At 64.7% G+C, this 26,581-nt stretch carries 27 protein-coding genes; 19 read left to right on the top strand and 8 right to left on the bottom strand.

What is annotated here, in order from left to right; all coding sequences use genetic code 11:
- Positions 1 to 4: 4 nt before the first annotated feature.
- Genes BR00_RS06080 through BR00_RS06060 form a run of 5 tightly spaced genes read right to left on the bottom strand, consistent with a single transcriptional unit; the run spans position 5 to position 6,365 of the window.
- The gene (locus tag BR00_RS06080; protein ID WP_496476701.1) at positions 5 to 490 is read right to left on the bottom strand and encodes a response regulator; all 486 of its coding nucleotides are present in this window, start codon (positions 488 to 490) and stop codon (positions 5 to 7) included.
- Between the two features lie 3 nt (positions 491 to 493).
- Positions 494 to 4,249, bottom strand: coding sequence for a response regulator (locus tag BR00_RS06075; protein ID WP_496476700.1), 3,756 nt, complete (start codon positions 4,247 to 4,249; stop codon positions 494 to 496).
- A 43-nt stretch (positions 4,250 to 4,292) separates the two neighbouring features.
- The gene (locus BR00_RS06070) at positions 4,293 to 4,667 is read right to left on the bottom strand and encodes a response regulator (protein ID WP_496476699.1); all 375 of its coding nucleotides are present in this window, start codon (positions 4,665 to 4,667) and stop codon (positions 4,293 to 4,295) included.
- Positions 4,668 to 4,688: 21 nt separating this feature from the next.
- Complete coding sequence (locus tag BR00_RS06065) at positions 4,689 to 5,825, bottom strand: substrate-binding domain-containing protein (RefSeq protein WP_496476698.1); 1,137 nt, start codon at positions 5,823 to 5,825, stop codon at positions 4,689 to 4,691.
- Between the two features lie 51 nt (positions 5,826 to 5,876).
- The gene (locus BR00_RS06060) at positions 5,877 to 6,365 is read right to left on the bottom strand and encodes a PilZ domain-containing protein (protein WP_496476697.1); all 489 of its coding nucleotides are present in this window, start codon (positions 6,363 to 6,365) and stop codon (positions 5,877 to 5,879) included.
- A 398-nt stretch (positions 6,366 to 6,763) separates the two neighbouring features.
- Between BR00_RS06060 and BR00_RS06055 the strand changes: the two genes are divergently transcribed.
- Complete coding sequence (locus BR00_RS06055; RefSeq protein ID WP_496476696.1) at positions 6,764 to 7,102, top strand: tRNA-binding protein; 339 nt, start codon at positions 6,764 to 6,766, stop codon at positions 7,100 to 7,102.
- Here BR00_RS06055 and rsfS read toward each other — a convergent pair.
- Complete coding sequence (gene rsfS / locus BR00_RS06050) at positions 7,099 to 7,437, bottom strand: ribosome silencing factor (RefSeq protein ID WP_496476695.1); 339 nt, start codon at positions 7,435 to 7,437, stop codon at positions 7,099 to 7,101. The genes BR00_RS06055 and rsfS overlap by 4 nt on opposite strands.
- A 158-nt stretch (positions 7,438 to 7,595) precedes the next feature.
- On the opposite strand from rsfS, the gene BR00_RS06045 reads away from it, so the two are divergent.
- Positions 7,596 to 8,897, top strand: coding sequence for a phenylacetate--CoA ligase family protein (locus tag BR00_RS06045; RefSeq protein WP_496476694.1), 1,302 nt, complete (start codon positions 7,596 to 7,598; stop codon positions 8,895 to 8,897).
- Between the two features lie 19 nt (positions 8,898 to 8,916).
- On the top strand, positions 8,917 to 9,348 hold the full coding sequence (locus BR00_RS06040) for an ACT domain-containing protein (protein WP_281750864.1): 432 nt from the start codon (positions 8,917 to 8,919) through the stop codon (positions 9,346 to 9,348).
- Positions 9,349 to 9,399: 51 nt separating this feature from the next.
- Here BR00_RS06040 and BR00_RS06035 read toward each other — a convergent pair whose 3' ends face one another.
- The gene (locus BR00_RS06035) at positions 9,400 to 9,702 is read right to left on the bottom strand and encodes a hypothetical protein (RefSeq protein ID WP_496476693.1); all 303 of its coding nucleotides are present in this window, start codon (positions 9,700 to 9,702) and stop codon (positions 9,400 to 9,402) included.
- 68 nt (positions 9,703 to 9,770) lie between these two features.
- Between BR00_RS06035 and BR00_RS06030 the strand changes: the two genes are divergently transcribed.
- Both BR00_RS06030 and BR00_RS06025 read left to right on the top strand, forming a co-directional pair.
- Positions 9,771 to 10,439 carry a FadR/GntR family transcriptional regulator gene (locus BR00_RS06030; protein WP_496476692.1) on the top strand — a complete coding sequence of 223 codons (669 nt, stop codon included), beginning with the start codon at positions 9,771 to 9,773 and terminating at the stop codon, positions 10,437 to 10,439.
- Positions 10,436 to 11,443: an alpha-hydroxy-acid oxidizing protein gene (locus BR00_RS06025; protein ID WP_496476691.1), complete on the top strand. Its 1,008-nt coding sequence runs from the start codon at positions 10,436 to 10,438 to the stop codon at positions 11,441 to 11,443. The genes BR00_RS06030 and BR00_RS06025 overlap by 4 nt, the downstream gene beginning before the upstream one ends.
- A 28-nt stretch (positions 11,444 to 11,471) precedes the next feature.
- On the opposite strand, the gene BR00_RS06020 is transcribed toward BR00_RS06025, so the two are convergent.
- The gene (locus BR00_RS06020) at positions 11,472 to 11,795 is read right to left on the bottom strand and encodes a PilZ domain-containing protein (protein WP_496476690.1); all 324 of its coding nucleotides are present in this window, start codon (positions 11,793 to 11,795) and stop codon (positions 11,472 to 11,474) included.
- A 164-nt stretch (positions 11,796 to 11,959) separates the two neighbouring features.
- Here BR00_RS06020 and BR00_RS06015 point away from each other — a divergent pair, with 164 nt between their 5' ends.
- The 14 genes from BR00_RS06015 (at position 11,960) to BR00_RS05950 (ending at position 26,476) form a co-directional block, all read left to right on the top strand.
- A complete protein-coding gene (locus BR00_RS06015; protein ID WP_496476689.1) occupies positions 11,960 to 12,550 on the top strand; it encodes a carbonic anhydrase in 591 nt (196 codons plus the stop codon).
- On the top strand, positions 12,547 to 13,161 hold the full coding sequence (locus BR00_RS06010; protein ID WP_496476688.1) for a type II secretion system protein: 615 nt from the start codon (positions 12,547 to 12,549) through the stop codon (positions 13,159 to 13,161). The genes BR00_RS06015 and BR00_RS06010 overlap by 4 nt, the downstream gene beginning before the upstream one ends.
- Positions 13,158 to 14,591 (top strand): prepilin-type N-terminal cleavage/methylation domain-containing protein, encoded by a 1,434-nt coding sequence (locus BR00_RS06005; RefSeq protein WP_496476687.1) that lies wholly within the window; start codon positions 13,158 to 13,160, stop codon positions 14,589 to 14,591. Before BR00_RS06010 ends, BR00_RS06005 begins: the two co-directional genes overlap by 4 nt.
- A 2-nt stretch (positions 14,592 to 14,593) precedes the next feature.
- A complete protein-coding gene (locus BR00_RS06000) occupies positions 14,594 to 16,054 on the top strand; it encodes a polymer-forming cytoskeletal protein (RefSeq protein WP_496476686.1) in 1,461 nt (486 codons plus the stop codon).
- Positions 16,020 to 16,487 carry a type II secretion system protein gene (locus tag BR00_RS05995; RefSeq protein ID WP_496476685.1) on the top strand — a complete coding sequence of 156 codons (468 nt, stop codon included), beginning with the start codon at positions 16,020 to 16,022 and terminating at the stop codon, positions 16,485 to 16,487. Before BR00_RS06000 ends, BR00_RS05995 begins: the two co-directional genes overlap by 35 nt.
- 71 nt (positions 16,488 to 16,558) lie before the next feature.
- On the top strand, positions 16,559 to 17,554 hold the full coding sequence (locus BR00_RS05990) for an ExeA family protein (RefSeq protein ID WP_496476684.1): 996 nt from the start codon (positions 16,559 to 16,561) through the stop codon (positions 17,552 to 17,554).
- A complete protein-coding gene (locus BR00_RS05985; RefSeq protein WP_496476683.1) occupies positions 17,551 to 19,209 on the top strand; it encodes a GspE/PulE family protein in 1,659 nt (552 codons plus the stop codon). Before BR00_RS05990 ends, BR00_RS05985 begins: the two co-directional genes overlap by 4 nt.
- 2 nt (positions 19,210 to 19,211) lie before the next feature.
- A complete protein-coding gene (locus tag BR00_RS05980; RefSeq protein WP_496476682.1) occupies positions 19,212 to 20,441 on the top strand; it encodes a type II secretion system F family protein in 1,230 nt (409 codons plus the stop codon).
- Positions 20,438 to 20,887 carry a hypothetical protein gene (locus BR00_RS05975; protein ID WP_496476681.1) on the top strand — a complete coding sequence of 150 codons (450 nt, stop codon included), beginning with the start codon at positions 20,438 to 20,440 and terminating at the stop codon, positions 20,885 to 20,887. Before BR00_RS05980 ends, BR00_RS05975 begins: the two co-directional genes overlap by 4 nt.
- Positions 20,884 to 22,722 carry a hypothetical protein gene (locus tag BR00_RS05970; RefSeq protein ID WP_496476680.1) on the top strand — a complete coding sequence of 613 codons (1,839 nt, stop codon included), beginning with the start codon at positions 20,884 to 20,886 and terminating at the stop codon, positions 22,720 to 22,722. The genes BR00_RS05975 and BR00_RS05970 overlap by 4 nt, the downstream gene beginning before the upstream one ends.
- A 2-nt stretch (positions 22,723 to 22,724) precedes the next feature.
- Positions 22,725 to 23,357, top strand: coding sequence for a hypothetical protein (locus tag BR00_RS05965; protein WP_496476679.1), 633 nt, complete (start codon positions 22,725 to 22,727; stop codon positions 23,355 to 23,357).
- Complete coding sequence (locus tag BR00_RS05960) at positions 23,347 to 24,912, top strand: secretin GspD/PilQ domain-containing protein (protein ID WP_496476678.1); 1,566 nt, start codon at positions 23,347 to 23,349, stop codon at positions 24,910 to 24,912. The genes BR00_RS05965 and BR00_RS05960 overlap by 11 nt, the downstream gene beginning before the upstream one ends.
- On the top strand, positions 24,909 to 25,706 hold the full coding sequence (locus BR00_RS05955) for a tetratricopeptide repeat protein (protein WP_496476677.1): 798 nt from the start codon (positions 24,909 to 24,911) through the stop codon (positions 25,704 to 25,706). The genes BR00_RS05960 and BR00_RS05955 overlap by 4 nt, the downstream gene beginning before the upstream one ends.
- Positions 25,707 to 25,888: 182 nt before the next feature.
- Positions 25,889 to 26,476, top strand: a complete 588-nt coding sequence (locus tag BR00_RS05950; protein WP_496476676.1) for a type II secretion system protein — start codon at positions 25,889 to 25,891, stop codon at positions 26,474 to 26,476.
- Positions 26,477 to 26,581 lie beyond the last annotated feature (105 nt).

Here is a 26,581-nt window from a genome sequence, read left to right as displayed (position 1 = left end):
GCTCTTATGCTCCGGCGGAAACGGCGACAGTCTGCTCTTCGGCGGCCGCCAAACGCGCAAGGAGGGCGTCACGCTGCACCCGGAAGATATAGCGCTCGGAATGGCAGCGAATGCGGGCGATGAGCTCCAGCTTGTCCGGGACCTTGATCATGTAGTCGTCGGCACCGAGGTCAAAGGCCTTTTTCTTGAGTTCCGGCTCTTCCCGGGCGGACAATACGATGAGCGGGACATCCCCAAAGTCCTCGCTGGTTTTGAAAAATTTCACCATGGTCAGGCCATTGACCCCAGGCATGACCAGGTCCAGGAGGATGACCGTAGGATGCACGGAGAGGGCCACTTCCAAGGCCCGGTCAGGCTCACGGCAGTAATGGAAGGCGATGTCGCGTTGGCTTGCGAGTTTGATGCGCATGGCCTCGCCGATGAGAAACTCGTCGTCCACCAAAAGCACGGTTATGGGTATCTGGGGAAGGAGTTCACGCTGCCGCATCATCCGTCATTCCTCCTTGCGGACCACTTGCACCGTGGCCAAATATGCTTCCATGGCATCGAGCAGGGCCGCCACTTCGGTGGAGTCCTTCCGATTGCCGGCATCCTCGATCCGAATGCCCATCTCACCAAGTTCCTCGAAGCCGTACGTACTCCCGAGCCCCTTTTGGCTATGGCCATGGCGGCAGATGGTCTCGAAGTCCCCGCGCGGCAGGGCCTCGTGCATCTCCGCCAGATTCCGGCGCATGGTATCCAAAAAGAGCGGCACCAAATCCATGAGCTCCGCATCCACGGCCACCACCGGGGCTGCGGCGGCCGACCGCACCGGTTTGCCGCCTTCATCCAGGCGTACCGGCTCCACGGCCTCGGGGGCCGGCGCTTCACCGTACACCACATGCACCTGGTCGAGATATTGGCTCAAATTCTGCAGAAGCCGCTGCAACTCCTCGGTGTTCTTGGCCTCGGCCGCACATTGGATGGCATAGCCCGTCTCGGTGACGTAGTCGAAGCCATACGTGGAGCCAAACCCCTTGTGGCTGTGCCCCAACCGCCGCACCGTGGCGAAATCGCCCTGCTCCAAGGCCCCGTGCATGATCTCCAAATCCTTGCGCATGGAGTCCATGAGGAAGGGGATGAGCTCGCGCATCTCCGGGGCCACGTAGACCACCAACCGCTCCGACCCGCTGGCTTCCGGCAGATCCTCCACCAAGGTACAGGCCGCTTTCTCTGCCTGCACCTTGGGGACCTCGCCGGTATCCATAAAGGTGCTCAGGAGATTGAAGGCTTGGATGGCCGCGTTTTTCTGCTTGTTTTGCCCGGCGAGCTCCAGGCTGCGCCCCATCTGGCTCACCGGGTCCACACCGTACGTGGCGCCCAGGCCCTTGAGGCTATGGCCGCACCGCTGCACGGTGAGAAAGTCCTCCACATCGAGGGCTTCCTTGATCTGACGCTGGAAGTCCCGCACGGTGCGCAAAAACATGGGACGGAGGTCCGCCAGCTCCGGATCGATCTGTACCGGCGAGGAGTCCTCGTCGGCGCTTTCCGGAAGCGGCGCCTGGCTTGCCGCCGGGGCCCCTGGCCGCAGCGACTCCCGCACGCCCGCGTAGCGCTCGATCATGTCGAGCAAGTCCTGCTTCTTGAGCGGCTTGGCCAAAAAGTCCGTACACCCCGCCGCCAAACACTGCTGGCGGTGCTCCTGGAAGGCATGGGCCGTCAGGGCCACGATGGGCGTGGAGTACTCCCGCTTTTCCTGCTCCCAGAGACGGATGCGCCGGGTGGCCTCCAGACCATCCATGACCGGCATTTCCATGTCCATGAGCACGAGATCGAAGGGTTCGGCCATGAAGCGGTCCACCGCCACCTGACCGTTTTCCGCGTGGGTGAGCACCACATTGGTGTTCTTCAGGAAGAGTTCCACCACCTTGCGGTTGGCCTCCACATCGTCCACGAGCAGCACCTTCCACTGCTGGCGCGCCGAGGTCAGGCGGCGGTGCTTCTGCTGGGAGGCCAGATCCAAGAGCACGTCTTGGAGCCGGGCGGTGCGCTCCCGACGCAACATGTACGCCAGCGGCCCCACGTCCGAAGGGCTCGGGAGCTCACCCAAGGCCTGCGGAGAGTCCACCAGCAAGACCATGGGCGGGGCTTCTACGTCCTGGCCGAGCAAAAGCTGCACCACGTCAAAGCCCGGGTCTCCGTCCACCTGGCTGTCCACGACCACCATGTCCACCCCGCCCAAACGCACAACGTTGACCGCGTCCGCAGGGTGCGACGCCACCTGCGGCGTCAGCCCCCACGAGCGCACCAGGGCAGCGATACTGTCATGGGCCTGCGGCCGGTCTTCCACCACCAGGAGCCGCAGATCGGAAGGCACCTGGCTGCGGCGCTCCTGCGCGGCAACGCTGAAGTCCGGCTTGAGGGGCAAGAGAACGAAGAACGTCGTCCCGCGGCCTACCTCGCTCTCCAGCCAGATATCGCCGCCCATGAGCTCGGCCAATTTCTTGGAAATGGCGAGACCGAGACCGGTGCCGCCGAACTCCCGGGTGGTGGAGGTGTCGGCCTGGGCAAAACTCTCGAAGATCGTCGCGATCTTGTCCTTGCGGATGCCGATACCCGTATCCTGGACTTTGAAGAGGCAGCACGGGGAGCCGTCCTCGCCCACGGCGTCCTCCACGGTCAGGCGGACACTGCCCTGGTGGGTGAACTTGATGGCATTGCCCACCAGGTTGATGAGAATCTGGCGGATACGGAACGGGTCGCCCTGATACCGCGTCGCCAGGCCCGGCGACAGGGTGCACGACAGCGCCAGCCCTTTCTCCTCGGCCCGGTATACGAACAGCTTATGGATATCTTCCACCAACTCCTGCAAATCGAAGGGCACGGTCTCCAGTTTGATCTGCCCCACCTCGATCTTGGAGAAGTCGAGGATGTCGTTGATAATGCCCAAAAGCAGCTCGCCGGCGGAGCTGAACGTGCGCACGTATTCCGCCTGCTCTTCCGTCAGGCCCGTTTCCTGGAGCATCTCCGCCATGCCCAAGATGGCGTTCATGGGCGTGCGGATCTCATGGCTCATACGCGCCAAGAACTCACTCTTGGTCCGGGTGGCCTTGTCGGCCTCTTCCTTGGCCAAGCGGAGTTCCTCGGCATGACGGCGCAAAAGCTCGCTGGCCTTTTTCCGCTCCGTGATGTCTTCGAGCACCACGATGATGCCTTTGTCCGGATCGCTTTCATCCAGCGCCTTGGCAGAGATCTGGCTCCAGAAGATCTCGCCGTTTTTCCGGCGGAATTGGAACTCCAGCTGCGTGATCTCCACTTCCGGCAACTGACTGAAAAACTTCTCCACGAAGGTGTCGAAGTCCCGGTTGGACACATGCAGTTGCACCGGGTCGACGGATGGCATTTCTTCCTGGGTATAGCCGAAGATCATGGCGAAACGGGTGTTGGCCCGCACCACCCGGTGATCCGGGGTCATCACGGCGATACCCACCAAGGAGTTTTCGAAAATGGCCTCCACTTCCCGAAAGGCCTTGCCCAGCTCCTCGGTACGCTCGGCCACTTTTTGTTCCAATCCGCGGTAGAGCTCGCGCAAGTTGCGGCTCATGATGTTGAAGCCCTCGGCTAGAACGCCGAGCTCGTCCGAACGACGGTCCAAGTTGGAGGTCACGAACTCGCCTCGGGCCAAGGTCTCGGTAAGCTCCGCCAAGTTGGCCACAGGCTGGATGAGCAGACGGTTGAGGAAAAAATACAAAAATACCGCGATGACGCCGAGCACCACCGCAAAGGCGGCAATGAGCTGGATGATGGTGCGTTGGGCTTCTTCCTTCGCCTTGTCGACGCGCATGGCCAGACGCACCTGCCCCAACGTGACTCCGCCACGCGTCAAGTCCTGGGTGAAGACGAGCACATCTTGCGGAGGGATCGCCTTGGCCATGGCAAAACGAGTCACGCCGGGACGAACTTCCCCATCGTTGACGGGATTGCCGTTGGCATCCGTAATCAAGCAGTAGGCCACGGAAGGAGAAAACTCCGCCCGAGCCGCAACCTCCTCCAGGAGGTATGTCGCCCCGCGCTCCAAAGGCGGCACGCTGGCCTGCGCTACCAAGTTCACCTGCTCCTGTCCTTGGCGCTGCACCTCGCCCAAAAGGAATGCGAGCTGGGCCTGGTACATGAAGTACCCCAGGGCCACAAAGCTCGCCACCAGGATAATCTGGATGCCCAAATGAATCTTGAATTGGAGCAGGTTATAAAAAGCCCGTCTTCGTTCCATGACCTCGTCCTCTTTCGCTGCTGCCGGTTGTCCGGAGAATGCCCTAGGGCAGAGCCAACACTTCCGCCACCGCCTCGATCAATTCTTCACGCTTGATAGGCTTGCTGAGGCAGCGCTTGGCCCCCATCAATTTGGCCCACTTGAGATAATCCGTGGCCCCGCCCCGGCCGCCACCCGACATGGCGATGATGCGGATTTTGGGATCCAATTTCCGCAGCTCTCGAATAATCTGAATGCCTTCCTTGTCCGGCATGATCATGTCCGTGACCACCACATCGAAGGGGTTTTGGCGATACAGACGCAATCCTTCGTCTCCATCGCCAGCCTGCTCCACTTCATATCCTTCCGCCGCAAGCATCTTGGCCAGCGCCAAGCACATCAACTTGTCGTCATCAATCACCAAAATTCGCTTCTGCATGCCATTTTCTCCCATGCGCCATCAACTCGGTGATACCAGAAAACCAAAACGCTCCAGAATGCGCTTGCCTTCACTGGAAAATATGGTCTCCAACAATTGGGACGGAGGTGCGTCTTTGCGCCAGGCCACAAAGAGCGACCGCACCAAAGGATACGAACCATCCCGCACCGAGACCGGAGAAGGCAAGACCGGGGCTTGGCCTGCCTCGGTGCGGACAGCCACAAGCGCCGCGCGCTGCGTGAGCGGCAAGCTGGTGTACCCGATGGCGCCTGGATCGTCCGCCACCAGGGCATCCACCGCTGCCGGCGATGGCGCCCAACGGACCTTCGTCGTGAGAGGCAGGTACCCCAACACCAATTCCTGGAAGAGCTGTTGGGTCCCGAAATTGGGTTCCAAAGCGACCACCGTGATGGGCGCATCCGGGCCGCCCACCTCGCTCCACCGCTGGATGCGCCCACTGAAAATATCCCGCAGCGCATCCATATCCAGGGTCCGCACGGGATTTCCCGGAGCGACCACGACGGCCAAGGCATCTCGGCCCACCATACGGGCTTGCAGCCCCGAGGCTTCCTCCGTCACGGTAAGCGGCCGGGAGCTCAGCGCCATCATGCAGGCCCGGCTCATCAAGGCCGTGATCCCCGCTTCCGTGCCCACAGCGCGCACGTCAATGGACCGGCGGACCTTCGAGGCGAAAAACGCCCCTTCCACTTCCGTGGCGTCCGGAGTCAAACCAGGCAGGCGCCGCACCTCGCCGGCACCGGAGCGCTCGAGCGCCAGGCGCGCCCACTCCACCGCCGCATCCGCCAAGACCACCGATCCCGCCACCTTGATGGGGGGTTCCCGAGTGAACGGGGCGGGCTGATATACCCCGCGCACATCCACGCCGCGCTCTGCCTGGGAGAGGAGCACCGGGGGGGGCGTTTCCCAGTCGGGCACGGGCTTGAACTCCACGGCCCACAAGGTTTCCTCGCCGTCCTGTTTGCCCGGAGAACGCCACTGGCCCGTCAGCCGCCAGGCAGCCCCGGCCTGGGCCGCCGCAGGCGGAAAAATGAACACCGAACGAACGCGCGGCTCCTGTCGGCCGATCACCAGTTCCGGCCGCCATGCCACCAACGCCGCTGCCGCGATGAGCACCAGCGCCCCGAGCGTGAAAAACATCGGAGTCCAACGTCTGTGAACTCGTCCGAAGTCTATCGCCATACATCGTTCCTATTTCGCCGATACCCAAGCAAATACCGCGGGATCAAACCGGCGGTCCACAAAGCGCGCGCCCACGCGATCGCCGCGCACGGATTTGAGTTCCACGTCCTTGCGCATCTGTTCGCCCTCCGCCGTAGGAAATTGGAGCACCAACGTCTCCCCGGAGCTCAGGGTGCGCTCGGCGTCCTGCACTTCCAGGCCGACCCCCTCCATGGAGATGTCGCGCACGAGCACCCGAGCCACCGGCGCGTCGGCAGCCGCGGCGTCCAGGAGTTGCCCCTGCAAGGCCACCGCCTTCCGAAAATACTTGCGGAAATTAAGACTGATCCGAAAGACGTGGGCGCAACGGGTACATTTGGCCTTGACCTCCCAATGCCCCTTGGTGCGCAGCGGCTCTACGGGCACGGTCTTGGCGAGCCCGCAGCTCGGACACACGATGGCAACCTCTTTTTTCTTGAAGACGTACAATTCAACGACTTCACTTGTGGACTGAGCCATGGTTTCCTCTCCCGGTTGCGGTCACCACGATGCTTGAGCGACCGCGCACGTGACACAAAAACCCCGCCTTTGGCAATGGGCAAGAAGCATCTCAACAAAAACCATCACAGAAAGTCCGAAAATGCCACAAGGCCTCCGCGTGCACCGCGAAGGCCTTGTGATGTCCGTCAAATTCTCGGGATTGCTCCATCAGCCGACCACGGACGCCACCAGCGCCGCATGGACCCCCACCAAACATGCAACCGCCACCAATCCCAGAACGATCTTTTTGCCAAGGTCTTTGACCACTGTTGCCTCCTCAACCATTTTCCGCCATACAAATTGCAGGAGGCCATACCCGCAACGAATGCCAACGTCTAGAGGTTTTGTGTCCCAAACACGCACGACGAGGAGGACCCATGGAGACCATTTCGTGGCAGGATTTCGAGGCCGTGGAGCTGCGCGTCGGCCGCATCGTGGAAGTCCTCGACTTTCCCGAGGCCCGCATCCCCGCCTACCGCATTCGCGCGGACTTCGGCCCGCCATGGGGCATCAAGACCACCAGCGCCCGGGTGACGGAGCTCTACACCAAAGAGGCGCTGTTCGGCCGACTCATCCTCGGAGTGCTCAACCTGCCGCCCAAACGCATCGGCCCAGTGCTCTCGGAATTCCTCCTCACCGGGTTCGCCCGGGAGGACGGCGCCGTGGTCTTGGCGGTCCCGGAGCAGGACGTCCCCGTGGGGGCGCGCCTCTTTTAGGGCCGGGGCCAAAGACGCGGCGCCTGCGCGTACATACCCTCCAAATTGTAGCGCTGGCGAACCTCGTCCACGAACACATGCACCACCACGTCGCCCCCATCGAGGAGCACCCATTCGCCGAGGGCCATCCCTTCCACACCCAACACCGGCCACCCGTGCTGGCGGAAATAGAGTCCCAGGTCCTCGGCCATGGCCTGGGCGTGGCGGGCGGAAAGGGCGGTCACGAGGATCACGACGTCACAAAGACTCGTGTGGCCCGACACGTCCATGGCCACAATGTCCTGACCTTTTTTCCCATCAAGCCAGGCAGCGATTTCCAGTGTTTTGTTTTCCACACGCTCCTCCTGCATCTCACGGCGTCTGCCTACTGCAAACCTCGCACAAGGGCAAATCGCCTTGACGAACAATAATCGATTGTTCAAGGACAGGGCACCCCGGCTCAATACCTCAAGCGCCCCAAAAGGGCGCGTCCACTGCCTTCAAGGAGGACCCCATGCTCTACGATGTATCGCAAGAGACCTTGCCCCGCGACGAACTGGAAGCCCTCCAGCTTCGACGCCTGCGCCAATTGGTGGACAAAGTGTACTACAATGTCCCCTTCTACCGTAAAAAATTCGATGAACTCGGGGTGCGGCCCGAGCACATCCGCACCCTTGCCGACGTGCGGCACCTGCCCTTTACGGAGAAGCAGGATCTGCGCAACAATTATCCCTTTGGCCTCTTTGCCGTGCCCCGCGACAACGTGGTGCGGGTGCATGCCTCCTCGGGTACCACCGGCAAGGCCACGGTGGTGGGCTATACCGCCCGGGACGTGCACAACTGGGCGGACCTCATGGCCCGCTCCTTCATGTGCGCCGGAGGCAGCCGCCAGGACATCGTCCACAACGCCTACGGCTACGGCCTCTTCACCGGCGGATTGGGCATGCACTACGGGGTGGAACGCCTGGGGGCCACCATCATTCCCATTTCCGGCGGCGGCACCCGGCGTCAGGTGATGCTGCTGCGCGACTTCGGCGCCACGGTGCTGTGCAGTACGCCGTCCTACGCCATGTACCTCTACGAAACCATTGTGGAGTCCGGTATCGACGTGGCGGACCTCAAACTGCATACCGGCATCTTCGGGGCGGAGCCCTGGAGCGAAAAGATGCGGGCGGAAATCGAATCCAAGCTGCGCATCAAGGCCCTGGACATCTACGGCCTGTCGGAAATCATGGGCCCCGGCGTGGCCATGGAATGCCGCGAGGCCCAGGACGGGCTGCACCTCTGGGAAGACCATTTCCTCATGGAGATCATTGACCCCAAAACCGGCGAGGTGCTGCCGAAAGGGGAAACCGGCGAGTTGGTCATCACCACCCTCACCAAAGAGGCGCAACCCCTCATCCGCTACCGCACCCGGGACATCACCCAGATCAACGCCATCCCGTGCAAATGCGGCCGCACCCACCGCCGCATGGGACGCATCCAGGGCCGCTCCGACGACATGCTCATCATCCGCGGGGTCAATGTCTTCCCGCAGCAGATCGAAGCCATCCTCCTGGAAACCCAGGGCATCACCCCGCATTATCAGCTCATCCTGCGCCGGGAAGGCAGCCTCGACACCCTGGAGGTGAAGGTGGAAGTGGACGAGACGCTCTTCTCCGACGAGATCAAGCATTTACAGCGCATCGAGGCCAGGATACAAAAAAACATCAAAGAGTTTCTCGGCGTCACCGCCAAAGTGACCCTGTCGGAGCCGCGCAGCATCGAGCGCTCCGAAGGCAAGGCCAAACGCATCCTGGATCTCCGCAGCGCCTAAGCTCTCCCTGGGAGGAACCATGAAAGTCGAACAGATCTCCGTATTTCTGGAAAACCGCGCCGGTCGCCTGGCTGAGGTGACCAAACTCTTGGCCCAGGGGGGCATCAACATCCGCGCCCTATCCCTGGCCGACACTTCGGACTTCGGCATCCTGCGTCTCATCGTCACCGACTCGGAAAGGGCCAAGGAGATCCTCAAGGCCGGCGGCTTCACCGTGGGCCGCACCAACGTGGTGGCCGTCGAAGTGGCCGATCAGCCGGGCGGGCTCCATAACATCCTGGAAATCCTGGGAGCAGGAGGGGTCAACGTGGAGTACATGTACGCCTTTGTCACCCAGAGCGGCAAAAATGCGGTACTCATCTTCCGCTTCGACCGTACGGACCAGGCCATCGAGACCCTCCAGGCCGCAGGGGTGCGCATCCTCTCCGGCCCCGAGCTCTACGCCCTCTAAGCCACGCCGCGCGCCTCGGGGCCCTTGCCTCGAGGCGCGCGGGGACCTCGGCTACGAAACCATCTCCGCCATCTGGGCAAAGAAGTCTTCCGCGACAAAAACACCCGGAAACTGCGCCTCCCAGACGGGAAGTCTGGCCGCCAGGCCGTCGAATCCCTGCACCTCTTCCACCTGCTTGCCGTCCACGAAAAACCGAAAGCGCGTGCCCCGCGGGCAACGGGTCATGATCATCTCCACCTTGCGGCCGCCGGCAAAGACCATCCACGGCGCGGACCACGAGGTGCGGTCCCCCTCGGTCTTCTTGTACTTGGCGAAAAAGGCCTCCCACAAACGCTCCATTTCCTGCTGCTCCATTGCTGCCTCCGTACGCGGCACGGCTTCCTCTTGACCGAAGCCCCCAGCCGCGGCAATTGGTCGGACCAATGACAACGCCACTTTCTCACCACCTTCTTCGGCTCATCGACGAGATGGGTCTTACCCCAGGCGACCGGCTTCCGCCAGAGCGGGACTTGGCACAAAGATTTCGCGTCTCCCGAGGCAGCATCCGGGAGGCGGTCAAGCATCTGGCCGCCCAAGGCGTGGTGGAGAGCCGACGCGGCGCAGGCACGTTCGTGGTGAGCGCTCCCCAGGCCTTTGCCCGCGCCATGGAAGCGGCGCTCGCCGGCGCGCGCGCACACCTGGACCGTCTCTTCGAACTGCGTCTGATCATCGAGCCGGGGATCGCGGCGGTGGCCGCCCGCAAGGCGAGCGCCGCGCACCTTCAGGCCATCCAAAAGGCCGTGGCCACCCAGGCCGAAGAAACCGACTCCCGTCGCTGGGGGGAGCGGGACCTGGCCGTACACCGCGCCATCGCGCAGGCCACGGAGAACCCTCTCGTACTCGAGCTCTTGGCCGCCACCGGCGCCATCACGGAAACGCGGGAAGAGGCGCTCCAATCCGCCGCCCGGCACGAAGCCTCGGTAACCGGGCACCGCCGCATCCTGGGGGCGCTCCTGGCCCATGACTCTGCAGCCGCGGCCAAGGCCATGGAAGACCACATTCTTTGGGCGCATGCCCTCACCCAACTTCCTTCCAAGGAGGATTCCGCATGAAAGAAATCCGCGCCACAGCCAAAGAACTCATGCAAGGCTACTGCCGGGTGTGCCCGGTATGCAATGGCAAGGCCTGCGCCGGCGAAGTGCCGGGCATGGGCGGTCTCGGCACGGGCTCGGCCTTCATGGCCAACGTGGAGGCCCTTTCCCGCGTACGCCTGGCCATGCGCCTCATCCATGACACCACCGAGCCCGACACCAGCGTGGAGTTTTTGGGACACACCCTGAGCGTGCCGGTGCTGGCCGCGCCCATCGGCGGGGTATCCTTCAACATGGGCGGCGGCAGGAGCGAACAGGAGTACATCGACGCCATCATCCACGGCTGCGCGGCCCGCGGCACCTTGGGGTGCACCGGAGACGGCGTGCCGCCGTTCATCCTGGATGCGGCCTGCTCCGCCCTTACGGCAGCGGGGGGCCGGGGCATTCCCTTCATCAAACCATGGGAAGATCAGGAACTCTTCGAAAAACTCGAACGGGTGCTCGCCTGCGGCGTGCCCATGGTGGGCATGGACATCGACGCCGCCGGGCTCGTGACCCTGCGGAAGATGGGCCGGCCCGTGTCACCGCGCTCGTCCAAAGAGTTGCAGCGCATCCGGGAGCGCATTCCCGTGCCCTTCATCCTCAAGGGCATCATGACGCCGGATCAGGCGCGCCTGGCCGTGGACGCCGGGGTGGACGCCATCGTGGTCTCCAACCACGGCGGCCGGGTGCTCGACGGCACTCCCGGCACAGCGGAAGTGCTCCCTGCCGTGGCCCGCGCCGTGGGGCACCAAATCCCCGTGCTCGTGGACGGTGGCGTGCGCAGCGGCGGCGACGTGCTCAAGATGCTCGCGTTGGGCGCCCGCGCCGTGCTCATCGGCCGCCCCTTCTCCGTGGCCGCCATCGGCGGGCTGCAAAGCGGGGTGGAGACCTACCTGGATGCCCTCACCACGGAACTCAAACAGGCCATGGTCATGACCGGCACCGCCAGCTGCCGGGCCGTGTCCAGCGACATCCTCGCCTAACCCGTCCTCGTGGCCGGCCTCACGTCGGTCACGAGGGACCACGCACCCACTCTATGCCGGCCTCGAACAGGGGGAGTCCCGGGCCTTCCACCTTGCGGGTCCAGCGCACCACGCCCTCGTAGGTCTCAAACAAGCTCAAGGCCGAACCCTCGGGCACAAAGCCCTCGAACACCAGTTCCACCTGCGCCCCTTCCTCGAAGGCGGAACGCGACAGCACGCGAAAACCGCCGTCGCTATGGTCCACCATGCGGGCGAACTGCACCCGCCATCCCGCGTAGCGCACCCGCACCGGCGCCAAGCATTCCAGGCGCGGATACCGGCGGGCGTCTGCTGTTTCCTGTGATCGCTCCATGCAAAAATGCTCACCCGCCAGCACCGCCCCTGTCAAGCACGCTCCGGCGACAGCAGCCCAGCCCCAGGACGCCACGGGCGCACAGCCGACCTTGACACCAGGTCCCGAGCACCTCTAGGCGACATCCATACTCCCCACAAACCACAAAGAAAGCCGGAGTTCCCATGACCGACATCGCCCAACTGCTTCGCAACAACGCCGCCTGGGCCGAACGCATGGAGCGCGACTATCCCGGATTCTTCCGCAAACTGGAACGCCAGCACAAACCCAAGTTCTTGTGGATCGGCTGCGCCGACAGCCGCGTGCCCGCGGATCAGCTCACCGGGGTCATGCCCGGGGAAGTCTTCGTGCACCGCAATATCGCCAATCAGATCATCAACACGGACATGAACCTCATGTGCGTGCTCCAATATGCCATCGATGTCTTGCGCGTGGAGCACATCATCGTCTGCGGGCATTCGCGCTGCGGCGGCATCGAGGCGGTGATGCGGGGGACGACCCCCGGCGTGCTCGACCATTGGCTCGAATCGGTCCGCCGCCTGGTGGAAGCGCACCCTGAGGCAGACGTGGACGACATCGGCCAGCTCAACGTGCGCCACGGGGTCGAGGCGCTGGCGCACAACGTCTTGGTGCGCCGGGCCTGGAGCCGAGGCCGCCGCCTCTTTCTCCACGGCTGGTTCTACTCCATTGCCAACGGCCGCCTCCAGGACCTCGGGGTGTCCCGCGGTCCCCACAGCGAAACCACCGCCCCATGAAGCAGATACGCGCCACGGCCTGCACCGGCTTCAGCCTCCTGGAAGTGAGCATCGCCCTCGTGATCATCGGGCTGCTCCTTGCCGTGGGCGTGCTCTCGTGGAACACCTTGGCCGAGACCCGGCGCCTGGCCAAAGCGCGGGCCCAACTCTTGGAAGTACGCGACTGTATGCTGCGGGCGAGCCTGCTCCACGAGCACTACCCCAGCGACGCCGATTTTCTGCGCTGCAGCAACGCAACCGGGCTGGACCCCTGGGGCGGGGGGCTGCGCATGATCCGCGGGGTCACCACCGCCGGGCTTGCGCTTGACGAGTCCTTCGCCGTGGTCACGGACGCCGCCCGCGACCAGACCCTGACGCTTCCCGATGGGAACGCCTCCCGGGCCATCCTGCTGCCGGAAGGCGAAAACCGCACCAGCATCGCCTTTGCCGTGGTCAGCCTGGGGAAGAACCGCGCGGCCGACCACCCCAGCCTTGCGGGACTCAATACCGCCACCATCGTGCCGCTTGCGGCGAGCATGGACTTTTCCTCGCCCACCAAAGACGATGTGGTGCTCCCGGTCCAAGGATATGAGGTCATGGGATATCTGCGTAACGTGGTGGGGCCGCAATGAAGATACGGCGTGGATTCACCTTGGTGGAGCTGGCCATCGTCCTGGTGGTGCTGGGGCTTATCGCCGCCATGGTGGTGCCGACCCTCAAAAGCGGCATCCTGCGCGGCAAGATGAGCGAGGCCCGCGCCACGCTCCAGGCGGTGCGGGACGGCGTCATCGGCGTGGCGCAGGCCAACTCCCGCATCCTTCCCGCCACCCTGGCCCCTTTGGGCGCGCCCAAGGACCCTTGGGGAAACGCCATCCGCTACCGGCGGGATCCGAACCTCACCGGCGACGTGTGCGCCGCCAACGCCACATCAGGTACCTTCGTTTCCCCAGAAGGCCAGACCATCGCGGACGTGGCCTTCGTGGTGGCAAGCTCGGGGCCGGACTTTCAAGAAGACGCGGCGCTGAACGCCAGCACCGACGCCCGGCAGGCGGACGACGACCTGATCCTTGCCGTCACGCTGCCGCACCTCAAGACCATCCTGTGCGCCGAACGGGCAAAAGGCGCGCAGACCCCCGGCGCCCTGGCCACCTGGGACGACATCCTCCTGCACACCGTAGCCGTGACCAGCGGGCTCAACGATCTGGGCGCCAAGATCACGCCCTCGTCCATCGTCCTCGGCATCCCCAATGGCACGACCCCCGCATTTTCCTACGGCTGCGTGTGGTACACGGGGAATCTCAACGCCACCAGCGGCACGCCGGTCTGCACCAGCGGCAAGTGCACCCTGGGCAAGGGACTGCGGGCCTATTTCACCTTCACGGTGGAAAAAGTCGGCAATCCGCTCGCCGACGGCTTTACCTTCGCCGTGGTGAGCGCGGCCACCAACTCGCATCAGTCCTGCGGCGGCAAGGGTTCGGCCCTGGGATACGCCAGCACCTTCAACCAGCCCGGCGATAACGGCGTCTCCCCCTTCGTGCTGCCGCCCAAGATGGCGGTGGAGTTCGATTTCTATACCTCTGGGGCTTTTGGCGATCCGAAAAGCCACCGCGACCACCTGGGCATCGCCTATTGGGGAAACAATACGGGAAGCAGCGATCTGGACCGGGGCAAAGACGACCTCAAACACAATTTCACCCCGTCTGACGGCAGCCCACCGCACCCCAATTACGTCCGCTCTTCCAACCAAACCTATTTCGACGAAACCGGCACCGTTACCTATCCGGTGCGCGTGGAGATCCTGCGCAACGCCACCAGCGGGCAATACACCACCCACGTGTGGTTCAACTGCGCCGGGTGCAGCGATCTCACGATCTCGGGCCTGGACGGCGGGGTGGCGCCGGAGCACCGCTACGCGGCCAGCGAGTATTTCGCGCACACGGTCACCATGAACGCCACCTGGAACGCCCTCATGGACAAGGTCCTACTCGGTTGGACCGAGGGCACGGGTTCCTACCGGCAACGGGTCACCCTCAAAAGCGCCCAATTCTTCTTCCCGGAGTAGCTATGCCGCAGCGTGGGTTCACCCTGGTGGAAGCCGCCATCGTCCTCGTCCTCCTCGGCATCCTTGCCGCCCTGGTGGTGCCGGCGCTCGTCTCCAGCACCCGGCACGAAAAACGCCAGGAGGGCAAAGAGGCCCTGCTGGCCCTGCGCCACGCCATCGTCGAGTGGGCCGATGCCCACAACGACACCCTGCCCGCCAACCTCACCAGCGCCCAACTGCCGGATACCGACATCTGGGGCCGCGCCTACACCTACCGCCCCTTTTCCTCCACTATCAGTGTCTGCACCATCCCCAACGCCACCGCCACCCAGATCGTCTCCGGGGGAGGGAGCATCAGCGCCGCCTTCTGGGTAGCCTCCCGCGGCCACGACACCACCCAAGACCTGGACTACACGGCCCCGGTACTCAATACCACGGACCCCAAGGACGACCTCGTGGAATGGATGGGCATGGAAGAACTCTACTACCTCATCTGCACCGGGACCAACACCTCCCCCCAGGCCCACAACGCCACCCAGCACCTGCTCTTCAGTCCCGCGGCCATCGCCATGCCCCAGAACTCCGACGTCACCGGCAACGTCGCCAGTGACGGATCCATCGCCATCCAGCAAAATGTGGACATCAATGGAACGATCTTCGCCGGCGGCGCGGTCGATCTTGCCCAAAACACCCAGGCATCGGGGATCATCGCCAACGGTTCCATCTCGCTTGCCCAACACGTGATCATTCACGGCGACATCCATGCGGGCGGAGACATCACCATTGCTCAAAACACGGATGTTTACGGCAATGTGTATGCCGCAGGAAGTGTCCACATCCGTGGAACGGTGCATGGCAATGTCGTTGCCGGCGGCACGGTGACGGTGACTGCGCCAGGCAGTGTCACGGGGACTATCCAGCAAAATCAAAGTCCTGTCCCCGGGCTACAGCCCTACGTCTCCCCCGGGATCCCCCGGATGCAGACCTTTGCCTCCACCGGGCCCGACGTCAGCTCGGGCGGCCCGCTTGCTCCCGGCAATTACGGAAGCGTCACCATCCCCAAAAACGGTATGCTCACGCTGCAAAGCGGCTCCTATGTCTTCAAGAACCTTTCCATGAACAAAGGGATCTTGCGCCTCAACTTCAACGCCACCGGCACCCTGGCGGACATTCAGGTCTTTGTGGTGGAAAAGGCGTCCCTTTCCAAGATCACCACCCAGATTTCCCTGGATGGGACGACCTTTACGGACGCCACCAACGCCTCCACCGACGCCGCCCAGCGCATGTACCTGGAGGCCCATGGCGACTTTTCCTTCACCGGCGCCACCAGCGTCTGGACCGGCGGGGTGCTCACCAACGGTACGGCCGAAATCGATGCCAAGGCCTTCGTGGGCCATATCGCGGCCATCCCGCCGGGAAACTTCGACCTCAAGCACACGGATTTCGTGTATGTACCGTCCCATTTCGCCCAAACCCATTGGTAAGGGATTTTCCCTGGTGGAAATGGCCATCATCCTGGTGATCATGAGCCTCATGGTGGCGGCCCTGCTGCCGCGCATCGTCTCCGGCACCAAGCGGGACGTGATGGCCGAAGCCAAGCGCATGGTGCGCAGCGCCCGCAACGAGGTGCTCGGCTATGCCAAGGCCAATGGCTGCGCCCTGCCGCCAGCGGCCTGGTTTTCCGCCCAGGCGGCCCACCGCTGGGGGCGCTTGGGCGCCGTGGCCTACCTGAGCGGCAACCGGACCCTCACCCTGGTGAACGGCACCAACCAGACCGCGGCGTTTCTCATCGTCAGTAACGGCACGGACCAGACCAACGACACCGATTACAGCGCCAATCCCACCGATCTGCGCCCCGTGCACGACGACATCGTGGACTTCGCCACCCCGGCCTTCGTGCAGAGCTTGTGTCCGTGAACGCGCCGTACCTGCGGTTTTCCCGCATCCATCCTTGACACCGCCAGCGTTTTTTCCCCAAGAAGCGGGCCATGCTCTCTTCCCACGACCACCCCTTTGCGCGGCTGCACATCACGGGCAACCCCTTTTCCATGGCCACGAGCCAGGAACATTTTTTCCACACCCCGGCCACCCGCACCATCCTCGAAGAGCTTGCCCACGGCATCCTCACGCGCAAAGGCTTTCTCGCCCTCATGGGCGAGGTGGGCGTGGGCAAGACCTCCCTGGCCTTGCAGCTCTTCTCCCGCCTGGAATCCGAACCGGTGGACTTCGCCTGGGTCTTCACCACCATGTTCACCAAGGAAGACCTGTTCCGGGCCATTGCCGAGGACTTCGGCCTGCATCCCGATCCCGGCTGGACGCTTCTGGACCACCAACGGGCCCTGCAGGAATTTTTCCTCGCCCGCTATCAAGAAGGCCGCATCTGCGTCATCGCCGTGGACGAGGCCCACAACCTGACCTTCGACTCCCTGGAGGCCCTGCGGCTTCTGGGCAACTTCGAGTTCGGCGGCCACAAGCTGGTGCAGGTGCTGCTCATCGCCCAGCCGGAGCTCGCCGAACGCCTCACCGAGCCCTGCCTGCGCCAGCTCAAGAGCCGCATCGCCATCTCCCGCACCCTGCCGGAGCTCTCCCGCCAGGAATTGGTCGACTACACCCATTTCAAGCTCGCCACCGCCGGATCCCAACTGCGGCTCACCCCCTGGGGAGCGCGGCGACTGTGGCGGGGGTGCCGGGGCAACGTCCGCCTGGCCAACCTCATCCTGGAACGGGCCCTCTACGCCTGCATGGCCCTGGATGCCCGAGCCCTCGATGGCCGGGTGCTCGGGGCGGCCCTTGGGGAAGTGCGGCAGGAACGCGGCGCCGTGGACAACCTCCCCTGGACGTGGGCGGTGGCGGCCATGCTCGGTCTCTCCATGGCCCTGGCCTTCGTCCCCTTGTGGGAGGTGGATGGGAAACGTCTCAGCGCCGCCGCCGTGCTCTGGGAAGTTCTGCGGCCCAACGCCTCCACCCAAGGAGCCCAGCCATGAGCCAACCCGTCATCCGCCTGGGAGACCTCCTCAAGGAGCGAGGTCTCATCACGGACCAGCACATCCACTACGCCCTGCAGGAGCAGCGGGTCACCAAGGAAAAACTCGGTGAAGTGCTCACGGGTATCGGCATCGTCTCCGAATACGACCTCACCCAGGCCTTGAGCGAGCAGCTGGGGATCGAGCACGTGGACATCACCCGCGAGGTGCCGGACCTTGCGCTGCTGCGCAGCTTCAACCGCCAGACCTGCCTCAATCTGCGCATGCTGCCCCTGCGCCTGGAGGGTGAGGCCGTGCGCGTGGCCACGTCCAGCCTGCCCGGGCCCGACCTGGAGCAGGCCTGCCTGCGCTTTTGCGGCAAAAAACCGCAGGTGGTGCTCACCGAAGAGAGCAAGGTCGTTGCCGCCATCTACAACTACTTCTTCTTCCTGGAAAACCCGGTGGAGGAAATCCTGGAGCGCGAGGCCCGCATCCTGGCGAACGACACCTCCCTCACCGTGAACCCGGACCGCTTCGTGGAGCACCTCCTCCTTTTCGCCATCAAGGAGCGGGCCTCGGACATCCATATCCGTCCCATGGAGCACGGCATCAACGTCGCCTTCCGGGTGGACGGGGTGCTGCGCAGCGTGCGCTTCTACCCCCCGAACCTGAAACGCGCCATCACCGCCATCAAGCTCATGGCCGGCATGGACATCTCCGAGCAGCGCCTGCCCCAGGACGGCCGCTGGAGTGCGAATCTCCTGGAGCGCAAGTTCGACGTGCGCGTCTCCTCGGTGGTCACCCCGTACGGCGAAAACCTGGTGCTGCGATTGCTCTTGCAAGAGCGGGCCAACCTCAGCCTGCGCGCCCTGGGCTTTCTCCCCCAGGATCTCGGCAACCTGGAGCGGGCCTTTCAGGAGCCCTTCGGCATCATCCTGCTCACCGGCCCCACGGGCTCGGGCAAGTCCACCACCTTGGTGGCGGGGCTCTCGGCCCTGGATCTCTTGGGCAAAAACGTACTCACCGTGGAAAACCCCATCGAGTACATCGTGCCCTTGGCGCGCCAGACCCAGGTGAATGAGGCCGCAGGTTACGACTTTGCCAATGCCATGCGCTACTTTCTGCGCCACGATCCGGACATCATCCTCATCGGCGAGATGCGCGACGAACTCACGGCCAAGACCGCCATCACCGCCGCCACCACCGGCCACTTGGTGCTCTCCACGCTGCACAGCAACACGGCCATCGGCGCCATTCCGCGCATGCGGGGCCTGGGGCTCGACAGCCTCAGCATCGCCGAGTCCCTGGTGGCGGTGGTGAGCCAACGCCTGGTGCGCACCATCTGCCCCCAATGCCGGGAAGAGTACACGCCCTCCGAGGCCGAGGCCCGCTACCTGGGCACGCACCCCGAGCGTCTCTTCCGCGGCCGAGGGTGCGCGACGTGCGGCATGACCGGATATCTCGGCCGCACCCTGGTCTATGAAATCTTCATCGTCTCGCCGGAACTGCGCACCCTGCTCGAAGCCGAGGCGCCGCTGGCGGAACTGGAGGCCACGGCCCAGGCCCAAGGCTTCCGTTCCATGTTCCAGGTAGGCGTGGACAAGGCCCTGCAAGGAGACACCACGGTGGCGGAGCTCATGCGCGTGCTCGGCACCACCCGCTACGCCCCGAGATAGCCATGCCGCTTTTTCGCTTCAAAATCCTCACCAGCGCTGGCAGCATCGAATCCGGAGTCCTGGACCTCCCGGTCACGGATCCCGAGGCAGCGGTGCGCTACGTGGAGACCACCGGCGGCATCGCCCTGGAAATCCAACCCCTGCCCCGGGCTGTGGACGCCTTCATCCGGCGCACCGGACTGGGGATCGGAAAGATCTCGCGCCTGGAGCTCTCGGAATTCTACAACAACCTCGGCATGCTCGTGGGTGCTGGGGTCACGGTGATGGAGGCCCTGGAAGAGCTGTCCATCGACACCAAAAATCCACGCCTCAAAAACGCCATCACCTGCATCCGCGCCGACATCCAGTCCGGCCAGACCCTCAGCGAGTCTCTCGCCCGCCAAACACAGATCGCCCCGTTCGTGGTGCGCCACATGGTGGGCATCGGCGAAGAGACCGGGCAGCTGGACACCATGCTCCACAAGAGCGGCGCGCACCTGCGCCACATCCACGACATCGTGAGCGGCACCAAACGGGCCCTCACCTATCCGGCCTTTCTGCTTGTCGTCGTCACCTTGGCCGTGGTGTTCTGGTTTTGGTACGTGGTGCCGCAGCTGGTGATGCTCTTTCAAGACATGGGGGTGGAGCTTCCCGCGCCCACGCGGCTGCTCATGGCCATGGCCGACTGGTTCCAGAACTGGTTTCTCACCTCCCTGGGGGTGCTCGCCGTCTTGGGGGGGGTGCTTGCCTGGGCGCGCAAGCGCTTCCTGGCCGTGCGCTACGCCCTCAGCATGCTCGCCTTGCGCGTGCCGGTGCTCTCCCTCATCCTGCACACCTCGCTTACGGCCCGGGCCACCGAATACCTCGGCATCACCATCGGCGCCGGCATCGGCGTGCTCCGCTCCCTCTCCTTGGTCATCGAATCCACGGGCAACGAAGTGTACAAGGCGCGATTGCAGGGAACGCGCAAGTCCATTATGGCGGGGCTCATTCTTTCCGATGCCTTGCGCCAAAACCAGGCCCTCGACCCTTTTGCGGTGCGCATGCTCGCCGTGGGCGAGATGACGGGCAAGCTGGATGAGCAGGCGCAGTACGTGGCCGAGCTCTACCGGCAAAAGCTGGCGGGCCTGGTGGAGGTGCTCTCCAAGACCTTGGAGCCCATGATTATGATTTTCCTCGGCGGCATGTTTGCCCTGATCATGGTGGGGCTGCTCATGCCGGTGTACGAACTGGTGACCAAATTGGGGGCATGATGCGCATGGGGCTGTGGGCCGCCGTGGCCCTGATGGTTGTGGCCGCAGGGGCCGTGTTCTGTGGCCGGGCCTTTGAAGCGGCCATGGTGGAAGGCGCACGCGCCGCGGCCTTGGAGCGGGAAAACGCCATGCTGGCCGAGGGGATTTCCCAACTGCGCCAGCAACGCGCCGAGGTGCAGGCCTGGCAGGAGCTCCTTGCCTGCGCCCCGCGCCTGCGCCCGGAAGCCCTGCGCCGCTATCCCATCCTCGTGGACCGGGAGACCAGTTGGGAAGAGACCGCAGCGGTGCTGCTCATCGTCTCCAACGCCCATCCCCGGCCCGGGGGCTACCGCTTCCAGCCCGAGCGCTTCTCCATCACCCGTGTGGAAGAAGACGAGGCCAACGCCACCGAGCGCTACCAACTGCAGCTTACCGGCCAATTCCTGAGCCTGGAGCCAACGCCATGACCCAGGACCCCAAGTCCCGCCCCGACGCCGTCCCAGAGCCGCCCACCACAGACGCGGCCCCGCTGGACGACGATTTCCTCTCGCCGGAGCACGTGCTCGCCAATATGCCGCATGTCCCGGAGCCTGCCCCGGAGGCACCCGCAGACTCCACACCAGGGCCTGCCGCAGAAAACGCGGCGCATCCGGCCGATCTCCCCCCCAGCGAAGACCTGGTGGAACTCCCCTCCACCTGGGAGGTGGAGGAACTCCCGGAAATTCCCGCCGAAGCGCTCACCCCCCCGCCGGCATGGAGCGCGCCGCAGCCCCCGGCAGAGGCCGTCTCCCCGCCAACGCCCTCGGCGGCAGCCCCCCCCGAAACGCCGCCCACCGAGGCCGCACCCCCGGATGCGCCTGCGACGCCCCCGAGCGCCCCGCAAGAGAAGCCCGCCGCACCGCCTGCGGACACGCCACCCGCACCGCCCGAGGCCCCGCCTGCGCCGTCAAGCGCGCCCGAGCCCACCGCCTCCTCCACGGACGCGCCCCTGGCGCAAATCCCCGTGGCCCCGGCACCGGCCACGGAAGTGGTGCTGGACTGCAGCGCCGGTCGTATGCTCCTGGCCCGCGGCGAAATCACGCTGCTTGATGAAAAGGACGGCCTGGAGCGTTTCCGCCTCTGGGTGGCCGATACCCGCGACACCCTGGGGCCGGGCGCGGTGCGCGTGGACGCCCCGCCCAAGTACGCCCCGCTCCTTGCCCGCCGCCTGCTTGCCCGCGGCGGGGAGTTGGACGACACCACGACGCTCCTTCCCCTTTCCCGCAAGCGTCTGGGGCCCAACCACACCCTGCTGGGCTTTCACCTCATGACCTCGGCGGAAACGGCGCGCCTAGGGCACCTGCACGCCAAGTCCCGCCACGGCCTGCTCCTTCACGACGCCAGCTCCCTGCTTTTGGGCATCCTGCGCGGCGAGCGCGGCACCGTGGCAGGATTTCTCCAGTTTCCCGGCAGCATCACCGCCCTGGTGGTGCGCCAAGGCCACGTGCTCTGGGGCCGGCGGCAAATGCTCGCCGAAGACCACGGCCCGGCCTGGGCGAGCGCCGTGCGCGCCCTGCAGGCGGACATCACCTTTGCGGGCAAGGAAAACGGCTTCGAGGTGGACCAGACCCTCTGGGTGGCCGGGCTCACCCCCACCCGCGACCTTCCCCTGGAAGACGCCCGCGCCCTGCCGGTGTGCGCCCTGCGCACCGAAACAGGCACGCGGTATTCCGCCCTGCCCCTGGCGCACGTGCACCACGGCGCAAGCCTCACCTCCCCCACGGAGCGTCTGGCCGCGGCCCTGCGCCCCTGGGAGCCCCTGGCCTGGGCCATGGTGCTGCTTTTGGGCCTTTTCTTGACGGCAGGCGGGCTGTGGCTCCACTCCACGGCAGCGGACCTTGCGCAGCAGGCCGAGCGTCTTGCCGCCCGCAAGGCGGAGCTGTTGCGGGATTTGGCCCAAGTGCAGCAGGAGACCGCCTTTTCCGCCGAGCACGCGGCCCTGGCCCAGGGCGTACATGCCACCGCCCAGGCCGTGCTCCAGGCCGAAGCCGCGCCCCCTGTGGCCGCGCTGTGGAACGAACTTGCCCGTCTCAAGCCCGAATCCTGCCGGCTCCTCACCCTGGAGATGCGCTATGAACCCTGGAGCGTGCAGCTGCAGCTTACCGGCGGCATCGAGCTTCCCATGACCCAGGCCCAGGCGGTCTTCGACGCCTTCCAACGGGATCTTGCCGCCGCAGACTACACGGTGGCCGCGGCGGATCTCCATTTCGACATGGACGGCAACGCCTTCACCATGACCCTGCACCGAAACTTCGGGAAATAGCCATGCACCCGTACCTGCGCGCCGTACTGATCCGATATGCCCTGATGGGGGCCGCTTTCGCAGCCCTGGGAGGGGCGGCATACCTGTACGTGCCCGGGGTCCAGGAACAGGTGGCCCGCCACGTCCCCGAAGTGCCGGACATGACGCCCCCCACGCTGCCGGACCCCGCCTGGCGCAGCACCATCACCGCGGCCCTGGAGGCCCTGGACAGAGGCCCCACCCAGGCGGCCATCGCCTCCCTGGAGACGTCGGTCATTTCCCAGCGCACCACCACGGGCCGCACCGCCACGCGGCTCACCCTCATCGTGCCCCAAGGGGCCGAGCGCCTGGCCCTCATCGACGGCCGGGTGTTCCGGGTGGGCGACAGGCTCCCGGACGGCCGCCGGGTGCACGCCATCTCGTCCCAGGGGGTGCTGCTCGAGGCCGCCGGCGCCCTGGAGATGGTGCCGTGGATCCCGCCGCTTGCCGTGCGCTTGGAGCGGGCATCCCAAGAGCCCCCGGCCTTTGCCAACGCCACCCTGGAGACCCCGGCCCAGGCAGCCAATGCCTCGGCCGCTTCGGGGGGACAATCCATCAACGCCGATCAAGCCATCCTGCTCCTTCGCCAATTGGAGGCCCTCAAGCATGCGCGTTAGTCTCGCCTTTCTCCTCGTCCTTCTTGCCGCCTGCGCCCCGCCTCTGGCCCGCAACACCCTGGAGCCTGGGTCCGGATACCGCCAACTCCAAGAAGCCCTGGCCGACGAACAGCGCCAGACCCACGCCGCGCGCCAAAGCGAGATCCAGAACCTCGAAGCCCAGGCCCCGGCCCAGGCCCCGGCGTTGGAGATCGCCCCGCCCCGCTACAATCCCCTGGAAGAGACGCGTATCACCATCTCCGTGCGCTCCGAGCCCCTGGCCGACGTGCTCTACGTGGTGGTGCGCAACGCCGGCATGGACCTGGTCATCGACCCGGCCCTCAGCCTCGACAACCGCGTGACCATCAGCTTCGAGAACGCCATCAGCCAGCAGGTGGTGGAAAGCCTCCTGGGCGCCTTTGACGTGCATTGGGAGGTGCGCGGCAATACCCTGGTGGTGCAGCGCTTCACCGAACGCGTCTTCCAACTGGAGTTCATGAACACCCGCGCCGGCGTGGACATCGCCACCGGAGGCGACATCTTCGGCTCCGCCAGCGCCGACACCACCACCTCCAATCTGCGCTCGGCCTTCCAGGTGGAATCCTCCCTCAACAAGGGCGCGGAGGAAGGCTCCCTCTACGGACAACTGGCCGCCAACCTGCGCACCCTGCTCGCCGGCCCGGAAGGGGCCATGGGGACCTTCACCCTGGACCCGGTGGCCGGGACCCTCTACGTGCAGACCACGCCGCGCCGCATGGAGGCCGTGGCCCGCCTCATCGAACGCCTGGATCGCAAGCTCAGCCGCCAAGTGGTCATCGACGCCCAGATCCTCGAAGTCACTCTCTCCGAAGGCTTCAACCTGGGCGTGGACTGGAATTTCGTCCAACGCCGGGTGTTCGGGGAGCGGGTCTTCGAAATCGGCCTGGGTTCTTCCAACGGCACCGGACGGATGCAGACCGGCTACGCCAACGTGGGCGGGCCCATCGTATTCCCCTCCTCGCTCGCGCCCACCTCGGACGACACCTACGACTTCATCCTCAACACCACGGTGGATGCGCTCAAAACCTTCGGCGGGGTGAAGATCATCTCCAACCCCCACGTGCGCGCCCGCCATGGCCTGCCGGCCCTGGTGACCTCGGGCACCACCATGAACTACATCCGCGAGCTCACCAGGGAGAGCGACGACAACGGAGTCACCATCAGCACCGAGACCGCCTCGGCCTTCGAGGGGGTGATGCTCGGGGTGGTGCCGTTTTTGCGCGACGACGGCAGCGTGGACCTGGAGATCTTTCCCATCACCAGCAAGGTGGACCTCTCCAACAAGGCCACCTTCGTGGACCAATCGGAAGTGACCCTGCCCAAGGTGGACGTGCGCAACGTGAGCACCAATGTGCGGGCCCGAAACGGCGACACCATCATCCTCGGCGGGCTCATCTTCCGCGACTCAAGCAAAGGCGACCGCGGAGTGCCCGCCCTGGCCGAAGTCCCTGGCCTGGGCTGGCTCTTTGGCCGCCGCGCCGATAGCGAGACCACCCGCGAACTCGTGGTGGTCATGCACATCCGGGTAGCCCCATGAGCCTCATCTACGAAAGTCTCAAGAAAAACGCCGCCGCGCCCCAGCCACCGCCGCCGGCCCCGGTGCACACCCCCCGACGGCTCGTGCCCCTGCGGGTCGTGCGCCGCATCGCCGTGGGCGTGAGTATCCTTGCCGCCTGCGTGGGGGCGGGCTGGGCGTTGGTCCACTGGGTGCAGGGCGAGGTGGAACGCCTGGGGCCACGGCTCCAGGCCACACGGACCATAGAACCGGCCCCGGCGCCGCCCACAGCGCCCACGCAGGCGCCACCGCCGCCGCCAGCCCAGGAAATCCTCCCCCAGGCCCCGCCACCGCCGCCGCCAGCGCCGGTACGCACCAAGATCGGCATCGAGGACCTGGCGCGGCCCACCCTGGAGCTGGAGCAGGTCTTCTCCCAACGCGCCCGCCACAACCAGCGCGTGCTCGAGCTGGAACGGGATTTGGCCGCAGCCTGGGGGGCGCAGGATACGGCGCGGGTGCGCCAGCTCCTGGAAAGCCTGCGCCGCGTGGCCGGCGCCGGCAGCGCGGTGGTGCGGCGCTGGGAAGGGGTGCTCGCCCTGCGCGCGGGAAATGGGGCGCAGGCCGAGGCCATCTTCCGGGGGCTTGTGGCCGAAGGCCGCGCCGACGCCACCACTCGGCTCTACCTGGCACAGGCCTTGCTTGCCCAAAACCGCATCCCGGAGGCACGCGAGGAACTCACCCGCCTGGTGGCCCAATATCCGGAAAACCGCGCCGCCCGGCGGCTCCTTACCACCCTCGCAAGCCAGGCCCCCCAGTCGCAGGCGGCCCGACCATGACAATCTGTTGACACGGGCGCTCCCTCTTGACCGGGAACACGGAGGCGCACTAGGAAACGGCGAATTTTTGCATCAAAAACCAAACTGCGGGCAACGGACGCGGCTCCCCCATCTGGGCGCCACGGGGACGCGGCCAGGCCCAGTGGCGCACCCGGCGGGAAAACCCACAACGGAGGTCAAGTATGGACAAGGCAAGAGGACAGCGGGGTTTTACCCTCATCGAAATGGCCATTGTGCTGGTGATCATCGGCATCATCCTGGGCGCGGTGCTCAAGGGGCAAGAGCTCATCAACAACGCAAAGGTCAAGCGGCTCTACAACCAGTACCGGGAAATCCTTGCGGCGACGTACACGTATTACGATAAATACGGCAAGTACCCTGGTGATGACAACACAGCAAGCTCTCGTTGGTCAGCAGTAACCCCTGGCGACAGCGATGGTCTTATTGATGGATTCAATTTTGTTTGTACATCGGGTTTAAACACAGAAACCTGTCAAGCGTGGTGGCATATGCGCTTGGCAAACATCATCAGCGGCCCGACGACTGCTGATGGAACCAGAAATCCGGCGAACATCTATGGCGGCAACATCGGAATAGGGTACGCTACGGTACATAACCTTACTGCGATGTACATTGGATTTGACAATGTTCCTTATGATGTTTGCCAGGCAATCGATACCCAGTATGACGATGGAGTATATAATACGGGGAGTATCCGTGGAAGTGCACCTTATACCAACGGAGTATCTGATCTATACTTCAAATTATAATGGACGCTCTGTGAGCGCAGAACATCTCCACGGCGCCTGCGGGCGCCGTTTTTGTTGGTCAGGCACGGTGGGCGAGGCCGCTCGGGGAGGGACATGCCCTTGCCC

It is taken from the genome of Thermodesulfomicrobium thermophilum DSM 16697, assembly GCF_059568695.1.
This window is presented reverse-complemented; position numbering and strand designations above follow the sequence as displayed.